The 14,983-nt window shown below is 75.7% G+C and carries 14 protein-coding genes; 6 read left to right on the top strand and 8 right to left on the bottom strand.

Going from position 1 to position 14,983, the window contains the following annotated elements:
- Positions 1-9: 9 nt before the first annotated feature.
- Entirely contained in the window at positions 10-1,242 is a 1,233-nt protein-coding gene (locus ABT238_RS25155; protein ID WP_350568976.1) for an aminoglycoside phosphotransferase family protein, read from the bottom strand.
- A 474-nt stretch (positions 1,243-1,716) separates the two neighbouring features.
- Between ABT238_RS25155 and ABT238_RS25160 the strand changes: the two genes are divergently transcribed.
- Positions 1,717-3,201, top strand: a complete 1,485-nt coding sequence (locus tag ABT238_RS25160; protein WP_350568978.1) for a DNA-binding protein NsdB — start codon at positions 1,717-1,719, stop codon at positions 3,199-3,201.
- Positions 3,202-3,240: 39 nt separating this feature from the next.
- On the opposite strand, the gene ABT238_RS25165 is transcribed toward ABT238_RS25160, so the two are convergent.
- The gene (locus ABT238_RS25165; protein WP_350568980.1) at positions 3,241-3,588 is read right to left on the bottom strand and encodes a PAS domain-containing protein; all 348 of its coding nucleotides are present in this window, start codon (positions 3,586-3,588) and stop codon (positions 3,241-3,243) included.
- A gap of 288 nt (positions 3,589-3,876) precedes the next feature.
- On the opposite strand from ABT238_RS25165, the gene ABT238_RS25170 reads away from it, so the two are divergent.
- On the top strand, positions 3,877-5,391 hold the full coding sequence (locus tag ABT238_RS25170; RefSeq protein WP_350568981.1) for a HEAT repeat domain-containing protein: 1,515 nt from the start codon (positions 3,877-3,879) through the stop codon (positions 5,389-5,391).
- A gap of 108 nt (positions 5,392-5,499) precedes the next feature.
- Here the strand turns inward: ABT238_RS25170 and ABT238_RS25175 are convergent, their stop codons facing one another.
- Positions 5,500-6,345: an undecaprenyl-diphosphate phosphatase gene (locus ABT238_RS25175; RefSeq protein ID WP_502884327.1), complete on the bottom strand. Its 846-nt coding sequence runs from the start codon at positions 6,343-6,345 to the stop codon at positions 5,500-5,502.
- A 255-nt stretch (positions 6,346-6,600) separates the two neighbouring features.
- A complete protein-coding gene (locus ABT238_RS25180; RefSeq protein ID WP_350791232.1) occupies positions 6,601-7,332 on the bottom strand; it encodes a class I SAM-dependent methyltransferase in 732 nt (243 codons plus the stop codon).
- A gap of 136 nt (positions 7,333-7,468) precedes the next feature.
- Between ABT238_RS25180 and ABT238_RS25185 the strand changes: the two genes are divergently transcribed.
- Positions 7,469-8,038, top strand: coding sequence for a DUF4396 domain-containing protein (locus ABT238_RS25185; RefSeq protein ID WP_350791247.1), 570 nt, complete (start codon positions 7,469-7,471; stop codon positions 8,036-8,038).
- A gap of 92 nt (positions 8,039-8,130) precedes the next feature.
- Here the strand turns inward: ABT238_RS25185 and ABT238_RS25190 are convergent, their stop codons facing one another.
- On the bottom strand, positions 8,131-8,664 hold the full coding sequence (locus ABT238_RS25190) for a PadR family transcriptional regulator (RefSeq protein ID WP_350568985.1): 534 nt from the start codon (positions 8,662-8,664) through the stop codon (positions 8,131-8,133).
- A gap of 129 nt (positions 8,665-8,793) precedes the next feature.
- Here ABT238_RS25190 and ABT238_RS25195 point away from each other — a divergent pair, with 129 nt between their 5' ends.
- Together ABT238_RS25195 and ABT238_RS25200 are read left to right on the top strand one after the other, a co-directional pair.
- Positions 8,794-9,555 (top strand): alpha/beta fold hydrolase, encoded by a 762-nt coding sequence (locus ABT238_RS25195; protein WP_350791281.1) that lies wholly within the window; start codon positions 8,794-8,796, stop codon positions 9,553-9,555.
- Positions 9,556-9,616: 61 nt separating this feature from the next.
- Entirely contained in the window at positions 9,617-10,585 is a 969-nt protein-coding gene (locus ABT238_RS25200) for an aminoglycoside phosphotransferase family protein (protein WP_350791306.1), read from the top strand.
- A gap of 73 nt (positions 10,586-10,658) precedes the next feature.
- Here the strand turns inward: ABT238_RS25200 and ABT238_RS25205 are convergent, their stop codons facing one another.
- From ABT238_RS25205 to ABT238_RS25215, 3 genes are read right to left on the bottom strand one after another with little or no spacing between them, the layout of a single operon-like run.
- On the bottom strand, positions 10,659-11,537 hold the full coding sequence (locus tag ABT238_RS25205) for a 5-oxoprolinase subunit C family protein (protein ID WP_350791321.1): 879 nt from the start codon (positions 11,535-11,537) through the stop codon (positions 10,659-10,661).
- Positions 11,534-12,208 carry a 5-oxoprolinase subunit PxpB gene (pxpB, locus tag ABT238_RS25210; RefSeq protein WP_350791350.1) on the bottom strand — a complete coding sequence of 225 codons (675 nt, stop codon included), beginning with the start codon at positions 12,206-12,208 and terminating at the stop codon, positions 11,534-11,536. Before pxpB ends, ABT238_RS25205 begins: the two co-directional genes overlap by 4 nt.
- The gene (locus ABT238_RS25215) at positions 12,205-12,981 is read right to left on the bottom strand and encodes a LamB/YcsF family protein (RefSeq protein WP_350568992.1); all 777 of its coding nucleotides are present in this window, start codon (positions 12,979-12,981) and stop codon (positions 12,205-12,207) included. The genes pxpB and ABT238_RS25215 overlap by 4 nt, the downstream gene beginning before the upstream one ends.
- Positions 12,982-13,435: 454 nt before the next feature.
- Here ABT238_RS25215 and ABT238_RS25220 point away from each other — a divergent pair, with 454 nt between their 5' ends.
- A complete protein-coding gene (locus ABT238_RS25220; protein WP_502884328.1) occupies positions 13,436-14,971 on the top strand; it encodes a hypothetical protein in 1,536 nt (511 codons plus the stop codon).
- The last annotated feature ends 12 nt before the right edge of the window (positions 14,972-14,983 follow it).

The raw sequence follows: 14,983 nt of genomic DNA on the forward strand, positions 1-14,983 counted from the left end.
CGGAGGGCCTCACCGCGTCCCGACGGCGGCCCGGACCGCGCGGCGGGCCAGCGCGGCGTCGTCGTACAGCCGGCGGATCATGATCCGCTGCTCCTCGCCGGCGCCCGGCACGTCGTACAGCCGGATCTCGCGCATCAGCACCAGCACCAGGTTCACCAGGAACGCGTCCCGGGCCAGGGTGCCGCCGCTCTGGGCGAGTTGGCTGATCTGCCGGCGGGCCGCGGTGTCCCCGGACAGCACGCTCCAGAGCACCGCCAGGTCGTAGCCGGGCAGGTACCAGCCGGCCTGCTCCCAGTCGACCAGGACCGGCCCGGACGGTGCCAGCAGCATGTTGCTGAGCAGCGCGTCGCCGTGGCAGAGCTGGAGCGGGGCGTGCCCGAGGCCGTGCAGCAGGCCGCGCAGGTCCCCGGCGTCCCGGTCGGTGAGCTGGCCCACCGAGTGGTAGCGGGCGATCTCCAACTGGTAGTCCAGCCGGGGCTGGAACACGTCGGTCGGCGGCCGCCACAGGTTGAGCGTCCGGACGGCGGTGAGCAGCGCCCGGACCTCGCCCGGCGTGGGCGCGTTGGCCGGGTGGCGCTCCCGGGCGGCGGGCCGGCCGGGCACGCGCTCCATGACGAGCACGCAGCGGTCGTGGTCGGCGGCCACCAGCCGGGGCAGCCGCACCGGCGGACGGTGCCGCACGAAGGCCCGGTAGACCGCCACCTCGTGGTGGAAGTCGGCCACCAGTTGTTCGAAGTACTCGCTCCGCACCGCCTGCGGGGCGAGGCACTTGGCCACCACCGGCGCCCGGCCGATGGTCCCCGCGACCAGGATGTGGCGGCTCCCCTCGCGCAGCACCTGGCGCGGGGTGAACGCGGGACATATCCGCGAGACGCCGGCGAGCGCGGCCCGGACGGAGGGCGTCTGCAGCGCCGAGGGGTCGATCCGCTCCTGCGCCACCGGCTGGCCCGGCCGCGTCGGCGGGCGCAGCAGCCGGCCGTCGCCGGGCCGGGCGGCCGGGATCCGGACCCCGGGGACACGGGAGCCGGCCGGGCCGGCGGTCTCGGGCGGCCGGAGCCCCAGCGCGGTCCGGGCGGCCTGGCCCCGGGGGTCCGCGGGCCGGCCGTCGACGGGTCCGCGCGGGGCGACCGGCCGCGACGGCGGCGGGACCTGCTTCGGGCCGGGGCGGCCGGCGGCTGCGGTGGGGGGGCGCAGCGCGGTCCGGGGCGCGGTCGGCGTCGGGGAGGTCGCTGAGGAGTACATGGGGTGAGGGAGGTCCCTTCCTTGTCCGTCTCGGATGCACCCCGCGGGGGCGGGGGAGGCCGTTGCCGCCGGGTTCCTGGTCCGGCGGGGGGCCTGGTCGGTCCGGCGGGTGGTGCGCGGGCGCCGGGCACGGACGCCGGGGCCGGAACCCCGTGCTGCGGCGGTGGACCGGCCGTCCGCACCCTGGGGAATGCGGTCGGCCGGTTCTGCCGTGGCCGTGCCCGGCGCCCCCGCGCCACCCGGCCGCGCCACCCCCTCGGGTGAGGACCGGGGACGCCCCGCGGCCCGCGCGGGGGAACCCCCGAACCGGTCTGGGACGCCGCCCGACCCGGGGGCGAGGTGACGCACCTCTACATCACACCCGCGGGACGGTGGTTGGTAATGTGGCGGACCCTGGCGAAGCCTGGCGAATGCTCGCCCGGCACGTGACGGAGCCTCTAGCCTCGGATCAGCCGAGGAACCTGGGGGCTTCACGTGAGCAGGGGACCCAACACCCGACTCGCCGATCTGTTCGTCCTGACCGGATGGTCGAAGGGCGAGCTGGCGCGGCTGGTCAACAGGCGCGGTGCCGCGATGGGGCAGCAGCAGCTGTCCACCGACACCTCGCGGGTGCGGCGGTGGATCGAGCAGGGGGAGATCCCGCGCGATCCGGTGCCGAGGGTACTGGCAGCCGTGTTCACGGAGCGGCTCGGCCGTGTCGTCACCACTGAGGACCTCGGTCTGGAACGACACCGGCCCACCAGGACCGGAGCGGCGCAGTCCGCCACCACGTCGCCATGGGAGCCGGATCGGACGGCCGCGGTCCTCACCGAGTTCACGGGAATGGACCTCATGCTGAACCGACGTGGATTGGTGGGCGCGGGTGCCGCGCTCACGGCCGGGGCGGTCATCGCCGACTCGCTGAAGGGCTGGCTGGGCGGGGACGCGGTCGCGTACGCGGCCTCGGCGCCCGGACCGCGGCGGGTGATCACCCAGGGCGGTGCCCGGCCGGTGGTGGACCTGTACGACGCGGGCCCGGTCGGGTCCGACGAGGTGGAGGCGCTGGAGCACGCGGTGCAGGTGTTCCGGGCCTGGGACGCGGCCCGCGGGGGCGGTCTGCAGCGCAAGGCGGTGGTCGGTCAACTCAACGAGGTGGGTGGCTTGTTGACGCACCGCCACAGTGCGCCGGTCGAACGGCGGTTGTGGCTGGTCGCGGCCAACCTCGCGGTGCTGGCGGGCTGGATGTCGCACGACGTGGGGCTGGAGCCGACGGCGCAGAAGTACTTCATGCTGGCCGCGGAGGCGGCTAAGGAGGCCGGTGACCGGCCGCGCGCGGGGGAGGCGATCTCCCGGGCGGCGCGTCAGATGGTGCACCTGGGCCGGGCCGACGACGCGATCGACCTGATGGCGGCGGCCCGGGCGAGCGGCGGCCGGATGCTGCCGAGGACGCGGGCGATGCTGAACACCGTCGAGGCGTGGGCGTACGCCTCGATCGGGCAGTCGCAGGCGACCTGGCGCCTGCTGGGCGAGGCCGAGGACCTCTTCGCGGAGGACCCGGACGGCCCGCCGCCGTCCTGGATGCAGGTGTTCGACGAGGCGGAGCTGCGCGGGATGCAGGCGCTGGTGCTGCGCACGCTCGCCGAGCACGACCTGGCGGCCGCGGGGGAGGCCCGCCGGCAGGCCGAGCGGGTGATCCGGCTGCGGGAGGGGACGGGGCAGTTGCGCTCGGCGCTGTTCGACCGGATCACGCTGGCCTCGGTGCACTGGCTCGGTGGTGAGCCGGACGCGGCGGACACCCAGGTCAAGATGGTGCTGAACCTGATCGGCCAGAACTCCTCGCACCGCACCTGGGACCGGCTGCGGGAGATGTACCGGCTGACCGCGCGCTACCGGGGGGTGCCGGTGGTGGACGAGCTGCGGGACGAGCTGGGGCGGGAGCTGCGGGCGGTGGGGGTGAAGAACCGGCCGCAGCCCGCCTGACCCGCTGCCCGCTCCTCGCGCGCGGCTCCCCGCTCCTCGCTAGGAGGGGTCCGCCGGGCGCAGCAGCATGCGCAGGGCGGTGACGGTGCCGTCGGTGCCCAGGACGGGTTCGCCGGCGCACTCCACCGTGCCGTGCCCGCCGCCCGGGTGGCGGACCCGGAGGGTGCCGACGGCGTACCGGCCGTGCACCAGCGCGTCGGTCATCATCCGGCGCAGCTGCGGCCGGTCCGCCTCGCTCAGCCGGTCGGGCAGCCGGTCGAGGCTGAGCGGGCCGTGGCCGGGGTCGCAGCCGAGCAGCCGGTAGGCCTCGGCGGACCAGCGGACGTCGTCGGTGTGCAGGTCCCATTCGGCCGCGGCAACCGTGTCGCGGCCGGACGTCGATGTCATGGGCATGGCTTGTCCAGTCATCCGTTCGGGAGCGGTCGGCCGACCGGCGGTGGGAACGACTGTCGCACAGTGGTCCGACGTCCGAGGGTGATTTGGACAGAACGCCGACAAAGTACCTCCGGCATATGCCAGTGCGCACAAAGGGTCGGTCGCCCTGTGTGCGACGGGCTGTCCGAGGCGGTAACCTTCGGTGATTCCGGCGCCCGGGCGCCCACCGCAGTACCGACCAGAGACCCCGGCGACGGAAATCCCGTTGCCACTACGACCGCCGCAACGGATGCTGACCTCATGTTCGAGCCAGTGATAGCGCCCAGTGCCAGCCTCCTCGGCCTCCTGCAGCGAGGTCGCGGTGACGGGCAGCTCCATGCGCTGGCCGCCGACCGCACCGAGGCCATCGCCGCGTTGGAGGAGTGCGTCACCAGGGATCCGCGAGCCGACTGGCAGGTCGAGAACCGCTCCCTCTACTACGCGCGCCTCTACATGGAACTGGAGGCGCCGCTCGACGGCATCGAGGACCACCTCCACTCGGCGGAGGACCTCCTCGACGAGGACGAGGCCCGCACCGGCCTCGCGCTCTCCGTCCTGGGGCACCTCGCCGCGTACGGCCGCCGGGACGCCCTCCTCATGCTCCGCACGTACGCCGCCACCGGCACCAACTGGGCCTGGGCCCTGGACGAGCTGGCGCTGCGCGACGACGACCGGGGCCTGCTGCTGCTCGGGACCGCCGTGCTGGACCACTTCCCGCCGGGCCCCGAGGGCGACGCCGAGCTGCGCGAGACCATCCGGGCCGCCTACGAGCCCCGGCCCTGGCGGCTCTGGGCGGCGTACCACCCGAGAGTCGCGGCGGCGGCCGAGCAGTCACCCTTCGACCTGTGGCAGCGCCAGCTCAACCGCAGCGGCGTCACCCCCGGCTGGTCCACCGCCGACGTCCTGGCCTGGGCCGACCAGGGTGAGCTCGGCGGCCTGGGCGCCGCCGCCTTCGCCGGCGGCCCGGTCCGCCCGGAGGCCTCCCGCGACGCCGACTCCCCGGCCCGGCCGGACGCGGTGGACCGCCGCGCCGCCGCGGCCGCCCGCTGCCTGGCCGCCGTGGTGCGCCCCGAGGACCGCCCCGCCGTCCTGGAGGCGGCCCGCACCGGCCTGCCCGGTGCCCGCCGCGCCGCCCTGCGCTACCTCGTCGACCAGCGCGATCCCGCCGCGGCCGGCCTGATCGAGGCGGCCGCCGCCGAGGTGGACGACCGGTTGGTCCGGTTCGCCCTGGAACTGCTCGGCCGGATGCGCGGTCCGGAGGCGCTGGCCCAGGCCCGCCGCTGGGCCGACCCGGCCACCGGTGGCGCCGACAGCGCGCTCGGCGAGGCCGCCGTCCGGCTGCTGGCCGACGCGGGCGAGCCCGCCGACGGTCCGCTGGTGGTGGCCGGTCTGCGGCGCTGGATCTCGCTCCACGGGGTCTCCGGTGCCGACTCCGGGCTCGGGACGCTGGTCGACGGCGCGGGGCGGCTGGCCGCCACCGGGGCCGTCCCGGTCCTGCGCCACATCTACGGGGAGGCCGTCTCCTCGGAACTGCGCGGCCGCGCCGCCCGGGCGCTCGCCGCGACCGATGTGCACTTCCCCGAGGGGCCCGCCGTCGAGTGCCTCTGGGACTGCGAGGAGTCCACCCGGGAGCTCGCCGCGAGGCACGTCGCCACCACCGGCGACGCCCGCGTGCTGGAGCGCCTGCGCCGGCTCGCCGCCGACCCGGCCGAGGAGGCCGAGGTCCACGCCGCCGTCCGGGGCCGGCTGACCGCCGCGCGCGAGCGCCGCCGGTAGCGCCACCGGGAGCGCCGCCCCGCCGAGACGGAAGCGGGCCGGTCCATCCGCCACGGATGGACCGGCCCGCTTCGTCGTTCCCGGGTGGAACGCCGTTCTCGTTCTCCGCTACTTGGCGACCACGCCGGCGTCCGGCGTCAGGGTGCCGACGGAGACCAGCACGATGATCAGGATGCCGAGCGCGATGCGGTAGACCACGAACGGCATGAAGCTGTTGTTCGAGATGTACTTCAGGAACCAGGAGATCGCCGCGTACCCGACCACGAAGGCGATCAGGGTGGCCAGGATGGTCGGCCCCCAGGCCGGTGCCGGCCCCTCACCGATCTTGAACAGCTCCAGCACGCCGGAGGCCAGCACCGCCGGGATCGCCAGCAGGAAGGAGTACCGGGCCGCCGCCTCGCGGCTGTAGCCGAGCAGCAGGCCCGCGCTGATCGTGCCGCCGGAGCGGGAGACGCCCGGGATGAGCGCGAGCGCCTGGGCCATGCCGTAGCCGGCCGCGTGCGGCAGGGTCAGCTCGGTGATCGGCTTGGCGTACCGGACGGCCCGGGTGCGGTCGGCGACGGCCAGGATCACGCCGAACAGGATCAGCGTGCTGCCGATGATCCGCAGGTCGCGCAGGTCCTGCTCGATGGTGTCCTGGAACAGCTTGCCCAGGATGCCGATCGGCAGGGTGCCCATGATCACGAACCAGCCCATCCGGGCGTCCTGGTGCGAGCGCAGCGCGGGCCGGAACAGCGAGAGCGTCCAGGTCCTGACGATCGAGGCGATGTCGCGCCGGAAGTAGATCAGCACCGCCGTCTCGGTGCCGAGCTGCGTCACCGCGGTGAACGCCGCGCCCGGGTCCTGCCAGCCGAGCAGGGCGGGGATGACCCGCAGGTGGGCGCTGGAGGAGATCGGCAGGAACTCGGTGAGCCCCTGGATCAGGCCGAGGACGGCCCCGTGGAACCATTCGATCACCGGACACCCGCCCGGGGTATCCGTCGCTCGATGCGCATGAAGCGTTCCTTGTTGGTCGGTGCGGGAACGGCCCTGCGAACCGGCCGACGCGGTCCGGCGGCGCGGCCCGAGGGCAGGCGAACCACCGGTCCCGCCCGGCGCTCGGGCCGCGCGCGGGCCCGGCGTCCGCCTGATGCTACGCCGTTCGGGTGACGGCCTGTCGCGCGCCCCCACTCTCGGGGGCCGCTCCCGCGACCGGTGTCCCCTCGCCCGTCAGGCGGCCACCGGCCGGGCCCGCACCCAGATCCGGTCCTCGGTGAGGTACTCGTCGACGACCAGCCCGGCCTCGGCGAGGGCCTGTTCGAACTCCGCCCGGCTCATCGGGTGGGACAGGAAGGTCTGGGTCCACCGGGCGTCCGGGAACTCGTACTCGACGTGCACCTGGTTGACGCCCTCGGCCACCGGTGTGGCCGAGGCCACCCGCACCAGCCCGCCCTTCCCCAGCGGGCGCTCGCGCGGCACGTTCGTCTGCCAGTCCTCGCCCTCGCGCTGGAGCAGCACGCAGCCGTCCGCGGCGACGTGCCGGCGGCAGGCGTCCAGCAGGCCCCGGCGGACCTCCGGGCTGCCGGCGTGCACCAGGAAGGAGGCCATCAGGACGACGTCGAAGCGCTCGCCGAGGTCCAGCCGCTCGATCGGGCTGAGCACGGTGCGCGCCCCGCGGACCCGCTCCAGCATCTCGGCGGACTCGTCCACCGCCGTCACCCGGAAGCCCAGCTCCAGCAGTGGATGGGTCATCCGGCCGACGCCGCAGCCGAGTTCGAGCAGGCTCGCGCCGGGCGGGACGGCGCCCGCGATCACCTCGGGCTCGTCGTTGACCGGCAGCCGCGCGTACATGTCGACCGCGCAGCCGTCCGGGGTGATCGGGCCCGGGCCGGTGCCCCGGTAGCCCTCGCGGTGGTGGGTGGGGCTTTCGCCCTGCAGTTCGTGATGCGGTTCGTCAGCCATGCGAACCATCCGAGCACGGTGGGCGCGAGGTGGGAAGAGGGCGTGCGAAATCATGCTTGGAAGATACCCCAGGGGGGTATATAGTCATCGACGAACCGGGCAGCACGGCCAAGGAAACGAGCACGTGGAGGACGACATGGCACACCCCGCCCAGCACGACCACCAGCAGCACGTCGGTTATGAGCACCACGGCCACGAGCACGCCGGACACCAGGACCCGCACGCGCACCACGCGCACCACGCGCACCACGGGCACGGCGGTGGCGGAGTGACCTGGGCGGCCGCGGCGCAGGCGACCCTGCACTGCCTCACCGGCTGCGCCATCGGCGAGATCCTCGGCATGGTGCTCGGCACCGCCTTCGGGCTGAGCAACGGCGCCACCCTGGTGCTCGCGATCCTGCTGGCCTTCGTCTTCGGCTACGCGCTGACCATGCGCGGCGTGCTCAAGGCCGGCCTGGACGTCCGCACCGCCGTCAAGGTCGCCCTGGCCGCCGACACCGTCTCGATCATCGTGATGGAGATCATCGACAACGGCGTGATGATGACCGTGCCCGGCGCGATGGACGCGGGCCTCGGCGACATCCTGTTCTGGATCGCGCTGGCCGGTGCGCTGGTCCTGGCCTTCGTCCTGACCGTCCCGGTCAACAAGTGGATGATCGGCAAGGGCCGCGGCCACGCCGTGGTCCACGCCTACCACCGGCACTGACCTCCGGCCCCGCGCTGCCCGCACCGAACGCCGCGGCCCGCACCCACCCCCTCCGCGGGGCGGGTGCGGGCCGCGGCGTTCCGCGTGCGCGCTCAGACCGCCCGGTCGAGCTCCGCGAGGGTGGCGCGCAGCCAGTCCAGTTCGGCGGTGGTGGTCGCGCGGGCGATCAGCAGCATCCCGCGGCGGAACGGATCGGCCACGTCCTCGGCGCCCATCGGCCGGTCGCCGTCGTAGAAGAAGCTGGCCGGCTCGCTGAGGAAGGCGAGGCGGCGCCGGAGCACGGCGGCCTGCGCGGCCGGCTCGCCGTCGAGGTGGCGCAGGAAGGCGAGCACGGTGAACCAGCGGTTCTCGTCGCTGACGTCCAGCTCGTCCGGCGTGCGCAGCCGCTCCAGCAGGGCGGACCGGCCGGCGTCGGTCAGCCGCAGGGTGTGCCGGGGTGCGGCCGCCGCGCCGGGTTCGGCGGTGCGCACCAGCAGGCCGTCGGTCTCCAGCCGCTTGATCGCCGGGTAGAGCGTGCCGTCGCTGATCGGCCGCACGTGGCCGGCGAGCCCGGCGAGGTGGCGCCGCAGTTCGTAGCCGTGCAGGGGCCGGTCGTGGAGGAACCCGAGGATCGCGAGCTTCAGCATGGGGTCACTCTCTCAGATCCGGCCGCCGATATCTCGATGTTGTTATACCTCGGCATCGAGGTATGGTCTCTCCGGCGCCCCGGGAAGAGCCCGGGGCGCCGCCTCGACGACCGCAGGAGGAGCACGACCGTGCGCGACGCCACCGTCACCCCGAACGGCGACCGGATCCGCTGGGTGGAGATCCCCGGCCGGGAGCCCGTCCGCCTCTATCTGCACGGACTCGGCGCCAGCTCGCCGGTCTACTACGCCGCGGCCGCCGCCCACCCGCTGCTCGCCGGCCACCGCTCGCTGCTGCTGGATCTGCTCGGCTTCGGCATCAGCGACCGGCCCGCCGACTTCCCCTACACGCTGGAGGCGCACGCCGACGCCGTCGCCGCGGCCGTCCGCGCGTCAGGGGCGGAGCGGGTGGAGGTGGTCGGCCACAGCCTGGGCGGCGCGGTCGCGATCCAGCTGGCCCACCGGCACCCCGGGCTGGTCGCCGGGCTGGTGCTGGTCGACGCCGTGATCGACCCGGTCGCCCCCGGTCCGGGCCCGGGCAGCAACGGCATCGCCTCCTTCACCGAGGAGGAGTTCCTGGCCGGCGGCCGGGCGCAGGTGGAGCAGTGGGCGGGGCCGTTCTGGTGGGCCACCATGCGGCTCGCCGGCCCCGAGGCGCTCCACCGCACCGCCGTCCACCGCTGCCTGCCGACCGTGCCGAGCCTGCGCGAGCAGCTGCACGGCCTGGACCTGCCGCGCGCCTTCCTCCACCCGGAGGCCGACGGCGAGCTGTCCGGCGCGCAGGGACTCCGGGAGGCCGGCGTGGTGCTGGAGGCGGTGCCGGACTGCGGGCACAACATCATGATCGACAATCCGGACGGCTTCGCGAAGGCCGTCGCCGGCGCGCTGGCGTAACGTCGTCCCGTCGTCCCGTCGTCCCGTCGTCCCGTCGTCCCGTCGTGAGGAGTGTGCCGCCATGCGGATCCAGGTACCCGAGGCGCTGGCCGCCTCCCTCGGGGCGGACGGCCGCGCCTGGGTCGAGCGGCTGCCCGCGCTCGCCGCGGAGGTGGCGCAGCGCTGGGAGCTGCGGATCGAGGGTGAGCCCGCGCACGGGGTGGTCGGCCTGGTGCTGCCCGTCCGGCGGGCCGACGGCACGGACGCCGTGCTCAAGCTCCAGCCGGTGGACGAGGAGACCGCCGGCGAACCGCTCGCCCTGCGGGCCTGGGACGGCCGGGGCGCCGTCCGGCTGCTGGAGCACGACCCGGCCACCGGTTCGATGCTGCTGGAACGCCTCGACCCCGCGCGCTCCCTGCTCGCCGTCCCCGACGACCTGGCCGCCGCCGGCGTCATCGCCGACCTGCTGGCAGAATTGACGGCACGTCAGGCACAGTGCGGGGTACGGGGCTTGGCGGACATCGCGGACGCCATGCTGGCGGACGTCCCGAAGGCGCGCTGCGCGCTGGCCGAGGAGGCCGACCGTCGGCTGCTCGCCGACCTCGCGGCCGCCCTGCGCGAGGTCCGGCCCGAGCCGGGCAACCGGCTGCTCCACTGGGACCTGCACTACGGCAACGTGCTCGCCCCGCCCGGCCCCGGCGCGCGGGCGTCCTGGCTCGCCATCGACCCCAAGCCCCTGGCCGGCGACCCGGGGTTCGAACTCCTCCCCGCCCTGGGGAACCGCTGGTCCGACCTCACCGCCACCGGCGACCTGCCTGGTGCCCTGCGCCGCCGCTTCGACCTGATGACCGACCGCCTGGCCCTGGACCGCGACCGCGCTGTCCGCTGGACCCTCGCCCGCGTCCTGCAGAACGTCCTCTGGGACGTCGAGGACGGCGCGCCCGTCGTCGACGGCCGCCAACGGGCGGTCGCCCTGGCCCTGTTGAGTCGCCAGGTCGTCCTCGGATCCGCGCATGTCCGGGCGCCGCAGGCCCGCCGGACGATCCGGTGATCCGGCGGTCCCGGTCGGTACCATGCCCGCGCGAGCCCCGCGCGGGGCCCGTGACCGCCCGGCCGAGGGGCCGTCAGCCCGCGACGGGGCGGCTCGGGAGGACGAGGAAGCGCACGGGCGTACCCGGGCGGGCCTGCGCCGCGGCGGCCAGGTCGGCGGGCGGCACGACACCGATCACCGGGTAGCCGCCGGTGGTCGGGTGGTCGGCCAGGAAGACCACCGGCAGGCCGTCCGGCGGGACCTGCACGGCGCCCAGCACCATGCCCTCGCTGGGCAGTTCGTCCTGCCGGGCCCGGGCGAGCGGCGGGCCCTCGGTGCGCAGCGCGATCCGGTTGCTGGCCGGGGCGACGCGGTAGGACGCCCGGGCGAGCCGGGCCGCGGCGTCGGGGGCGAACCAGTCGGCGCGCGGGCCAGGCCTCAGTCGCAGGACCAGCTGGGCCGGGGGAGCGGGCAGCGGCACCAGCTCCGGCACCGGCCCGTACGGCGGGCGCGGCCCGACCGGCAGGCGGTCGCCGGCGGCCAGCGGGGCCGGGCCGAGCCCGGAGAGCAGGTCCGCCGAGCGGCTGCCCAGCACCGGCGGGACGGCGAGCCCGCCCGCCACCGCCAGGTAGGAGCGCACCCCGGCGGTCGCGGCACCGACGTCCAGCACCGCGCCGGACGGCACCGCGACCGGTGCGCCCCAGGCGGCGGGGCGGCCGTCCACCCGTACGGGCGAGGGCGCACCCGTCACCGCCACCACCAGCGGCCGCAGCGCCCGCAGGGCGATCCCGCCCAGGGTGGCCTCCACGGCGGCCGTTCCCGGCTCGTTGCCCACCAGCCGGTTGGCCGCCCGCAGCGCCGGCCCGTCCAGCGCCCCCGCCCGCGGCACCCCGAGATGTGCCACGCCGTGCCGCCCCAGGTCCTGCACCGTGCTCAGCGGCCCCGGCCGCACCACGACCAGCCCATCCGTCACGCCGTGCCTCCCCGCAGCGGGGTGAAGCGGACGCGGGTGCCCGGTGCGAGGAGGGCCGGCGGGGTGCGGGCGGCGTCCCAGAGGGGCAGGCCGGTGCGGCCGAGGAGTTGCCAGCCGCCGGGGGAGGGGTGCGGGTAGACGCCGGTGTAGGGGCCGGCCAGGGCGACCGAGCCCGCCGGGACGCTGCCGCGCGGGGTGGCGCGGCGCGGTACCCCGTACCGCTCGGGCAGTCCGGTGAGGTACCCGAAGCCGGGGGCGAACCCGCAGAACGCCACGACGTACTCGGGCTCGGTGTGGATCCGGACGGCCGCCTCGGGGGAGACGCCCCAGAGCCGGGCCACCTCGGGGAGGTCCGCGCCGTCGTAGACGGTGGGCACCTCGACGAGCGGTCCGGACGCCGCGGCCGCCGGGTCCGGGCGGGCCGTGCGCAGCACCCGGGCCAGCGCGCCGGTGTCCGGCACGCCGTCCAGCAGGACGGTCCGGGCGGCGGGCACGATCTCCCCGATCGGCGGCAGCTCGCCCGCCTCCCGGCGCGCCAGCAGCCACCCGTGGAGGGCGGTGACCTCGGTGGTGCCCGCGAGCTCCACCAGCAGCGCGTGCTCGCCCACCGGCCGGACGTCGCCCGGCCGGACCGCCACCGGCCCGACGCCGGCCGCCTCCGGGCCGGTCACGTGAACGCCTCGACCCGGACGCCCGCCGAGGCGAGCGCGCCGCGGATCCGCCAGGCGAGCTGGGCGGCGCCGGGGGTGTCGCCGTGGACGCAGAGCGAGCGCGCCTCGACGGCGATCGACTCGCCGCCGACGGCCTCCACGGACCCGTCGCGGGCGATGCCGACGGCGCGGGTGATGACCTTCTCGGGGTCGTGGATCACGGAGTCGGCCTCGCGGCGCGGGACGAGGGTGCCGGCCCAGGTGTAGGCGCGGTCGGCGAACGCCTCGGTGACCACCGGCAGTCCGACGCCCTCGGCGACGGTCAGCAGCCGGGAGGCCGGCAGGCCGAGCACCGGCAGAGGGCCGTCGCTGACCGCGCCGGAGCGCAGGATCCCGGCGACCACGGCCTCCGCCTGCTCGGCGTCGGCGACCACCCGGTTGTAGAGGGCGCCGTGCGGCTTGACGTAGGAGACCCGGGAGCCGGCGGCGCGGGCGAAGACCTGGAGGGCGCCGATCTGGTAGGCGATCTCGTCGGCGAGTTCCTCGGGCGGCACGTCCATCGCCCGGCGGCCGAAGCCCGCGAGGTCCCGGTAGGAGACCTGGGCGCCGATCCGCACGCCCCGCTCGGCGGCCAGCGCGCAGACCCGGCGCATGGTGGACGGGTCCCCGGCGTGGAAGCCGCAGGCGACGTTGGCGCTGGTGACGACGGAGAGCAGCGCCTCGTCGTCGGTCAGCGTCCAGCGCCCGAACCCCTCGCCGAGGTCCGCATTGAGATCGATCACCGCATCGGCCACGCCGTCCGCCTTCCAGCAGCTGTTGAGCCAGATGGTAGGGCCTGGGCAGGGGCGCGCCTCGCGCCGCTGGTCCGTCCGGTCGCGGTCGGCCGGTCGCGGTGGCCGGACGGCGCCCCGCCCCGTCGGCGCGCTCGGCGCGTTCGGCCCTCTCGACCAGCGGCCCCAGGGTGCGGGGCCCGATGAACAGGGGGGCGACGCCCGCGATTCCGGACGACATGTCGATAAACCGCCAGGAGATCGGAATGCCCCGCGGCGGTCCGCCCGTCCCCGGGAACGGCGGCATGTCAGGGCGCGCCGAATCGGCGGGCCGGGCCGCTCCCGTCTGCTCGGCTCCGGCCCTGGAGCCGGAATCGAATGCGTTCAACCAGCCGTCGGCGGGCGCCGGACGGCTGTCCGGAAGGTCCGTTTCGGTCGATGTCGGCCCCTGCCTCTAGTCTTGTCCCCCGTGACCGTCATCGCCGACCAGCCCACCGAGCCCGGCCCCCGGCCGCCCGCCGGGTCCGCCGTCGCCGCCGCGCGGCCCGCGCCGGGCCCCGCCGCCGACGAGGGCCTGGCCCGCCGGCTCAAGGCGCTGGCCTGCACCGCCCCGCTGCACGACCTGGACAACCGCAAGGTCATGCTGGCCGGCGAGTACGGCGGCTACGCGATGGCCGAGGTCGGGCTCGCCGCGATCGACCTGGTCACCCTCGCCATGGACTTCGACACCGGCGCCGACCGCGACACGGTGCTGGCCCGGCTGCAGCCCCGGGTCGCCGCCCAGGCGCCCGGCCGCCCCACCACCGAGCACCAGCGGGTCGGCCGCTGGGTGCTGGACTCGCTGATCAACGTCGGCAGCGTCGACCGGGGCTTCCGCGCCGTCTACGGCACTTTCGACGCCGAGGGCGCCTACGTCCGCCGCGACTACGACTTCAAGCTGATCGAGGAGGTCCCGGGCCCCGACGGCGGCGTCTACCTGCGCACCACCGACGAGGCGGTCAACGTCCTGGTCGGCGCCCTGGACACCGACGTCACCTCCGCCCAGATCGCCGCCGAGGTCAAGCTGGAGGTGCTGATCCGGCGCGGACGCCTGGCCGACGCCCAGCTCGCCGCCGAGCAGGCCCGCTACCGCACCGTCCAGTACGCCGAGACGCTGCGCCGCGCCCTGGAGGCCACCCGCCGCAACGTCCGCGCCGTCGACTGGATGCGGGCGATCCCGGACCTCATCGACGAGGCGCTCGACCACATCGCCGACCGCTACCGGCACGAGAACGCGATCCTCACCAACATCCGCAAGGCCCGCGACGAGGCCGAGGAGCCGGAGCACAAGCGCCGCGCCGCCGAACTGGTCGACATCGTCAAGGACTGCATCCGCCGCCACACCCAGCTGCAGACCCGGCTCCTGGAGGCCGGCCCGCTGTTCCGCGCCGAGCAGGACCGGCAGGCCTTCGCGGCCCCCGGCGCCCGCAGCGGCATCGACCTCTACGGCCAGCTGCTCGCCCCGGTGCTCCGGCTGCCGATAGAGCAGGCCGTCCGCCCCACCGGCGCGTTCTTCGCCCGCGGTACCGGCCTGCGCACCCCCGTCTCGGTCCGCGTCGCCGACCTCGTGGACCTGCTGCTCACCCCGCCGGTCGAGCGCGAGCACCTCGGCGCCGAGCTGCCCGACCCGGACCTCGTCGCCACCCCCGACGACAGCCGGTTCACCGAGGAGCAGCTGGAAGCCGCCCTCGTCCTGCTCGACCTGCCCCCCGACGCGCCCCGCCGGCTCTCCGGCCTGCTCGCCGAGGCCCGCGACCAGGACGCGGACCTGCCGTACCTGGTCGCCCTGCTGGCCGTGCACGCGGCCAGCCCGCCGGTCGGCACCGCCTACCGGCAGGGCGAGGAGCGGCTGCTCTTCGCCGTCGACGACGGCACCCCGCTGCACGACAGGGAGTTCGGCGGCGCCGACCTCATCGTCGGCAGCGCCCTGCTCGACGCGGTCGGCATGGCCGCCGACCGCAAGGACGCCGGCTGACCCCCGTCCGCC

It is taken from the genome of Kitasatospora sp. NPDC001527 (genome assembly GCF_040298605.1).
GTDB lineage: Bacteria > Actinomycetota > Actinomycetes > Streptomycetales > Streptomycetaceae > Kitasatospora.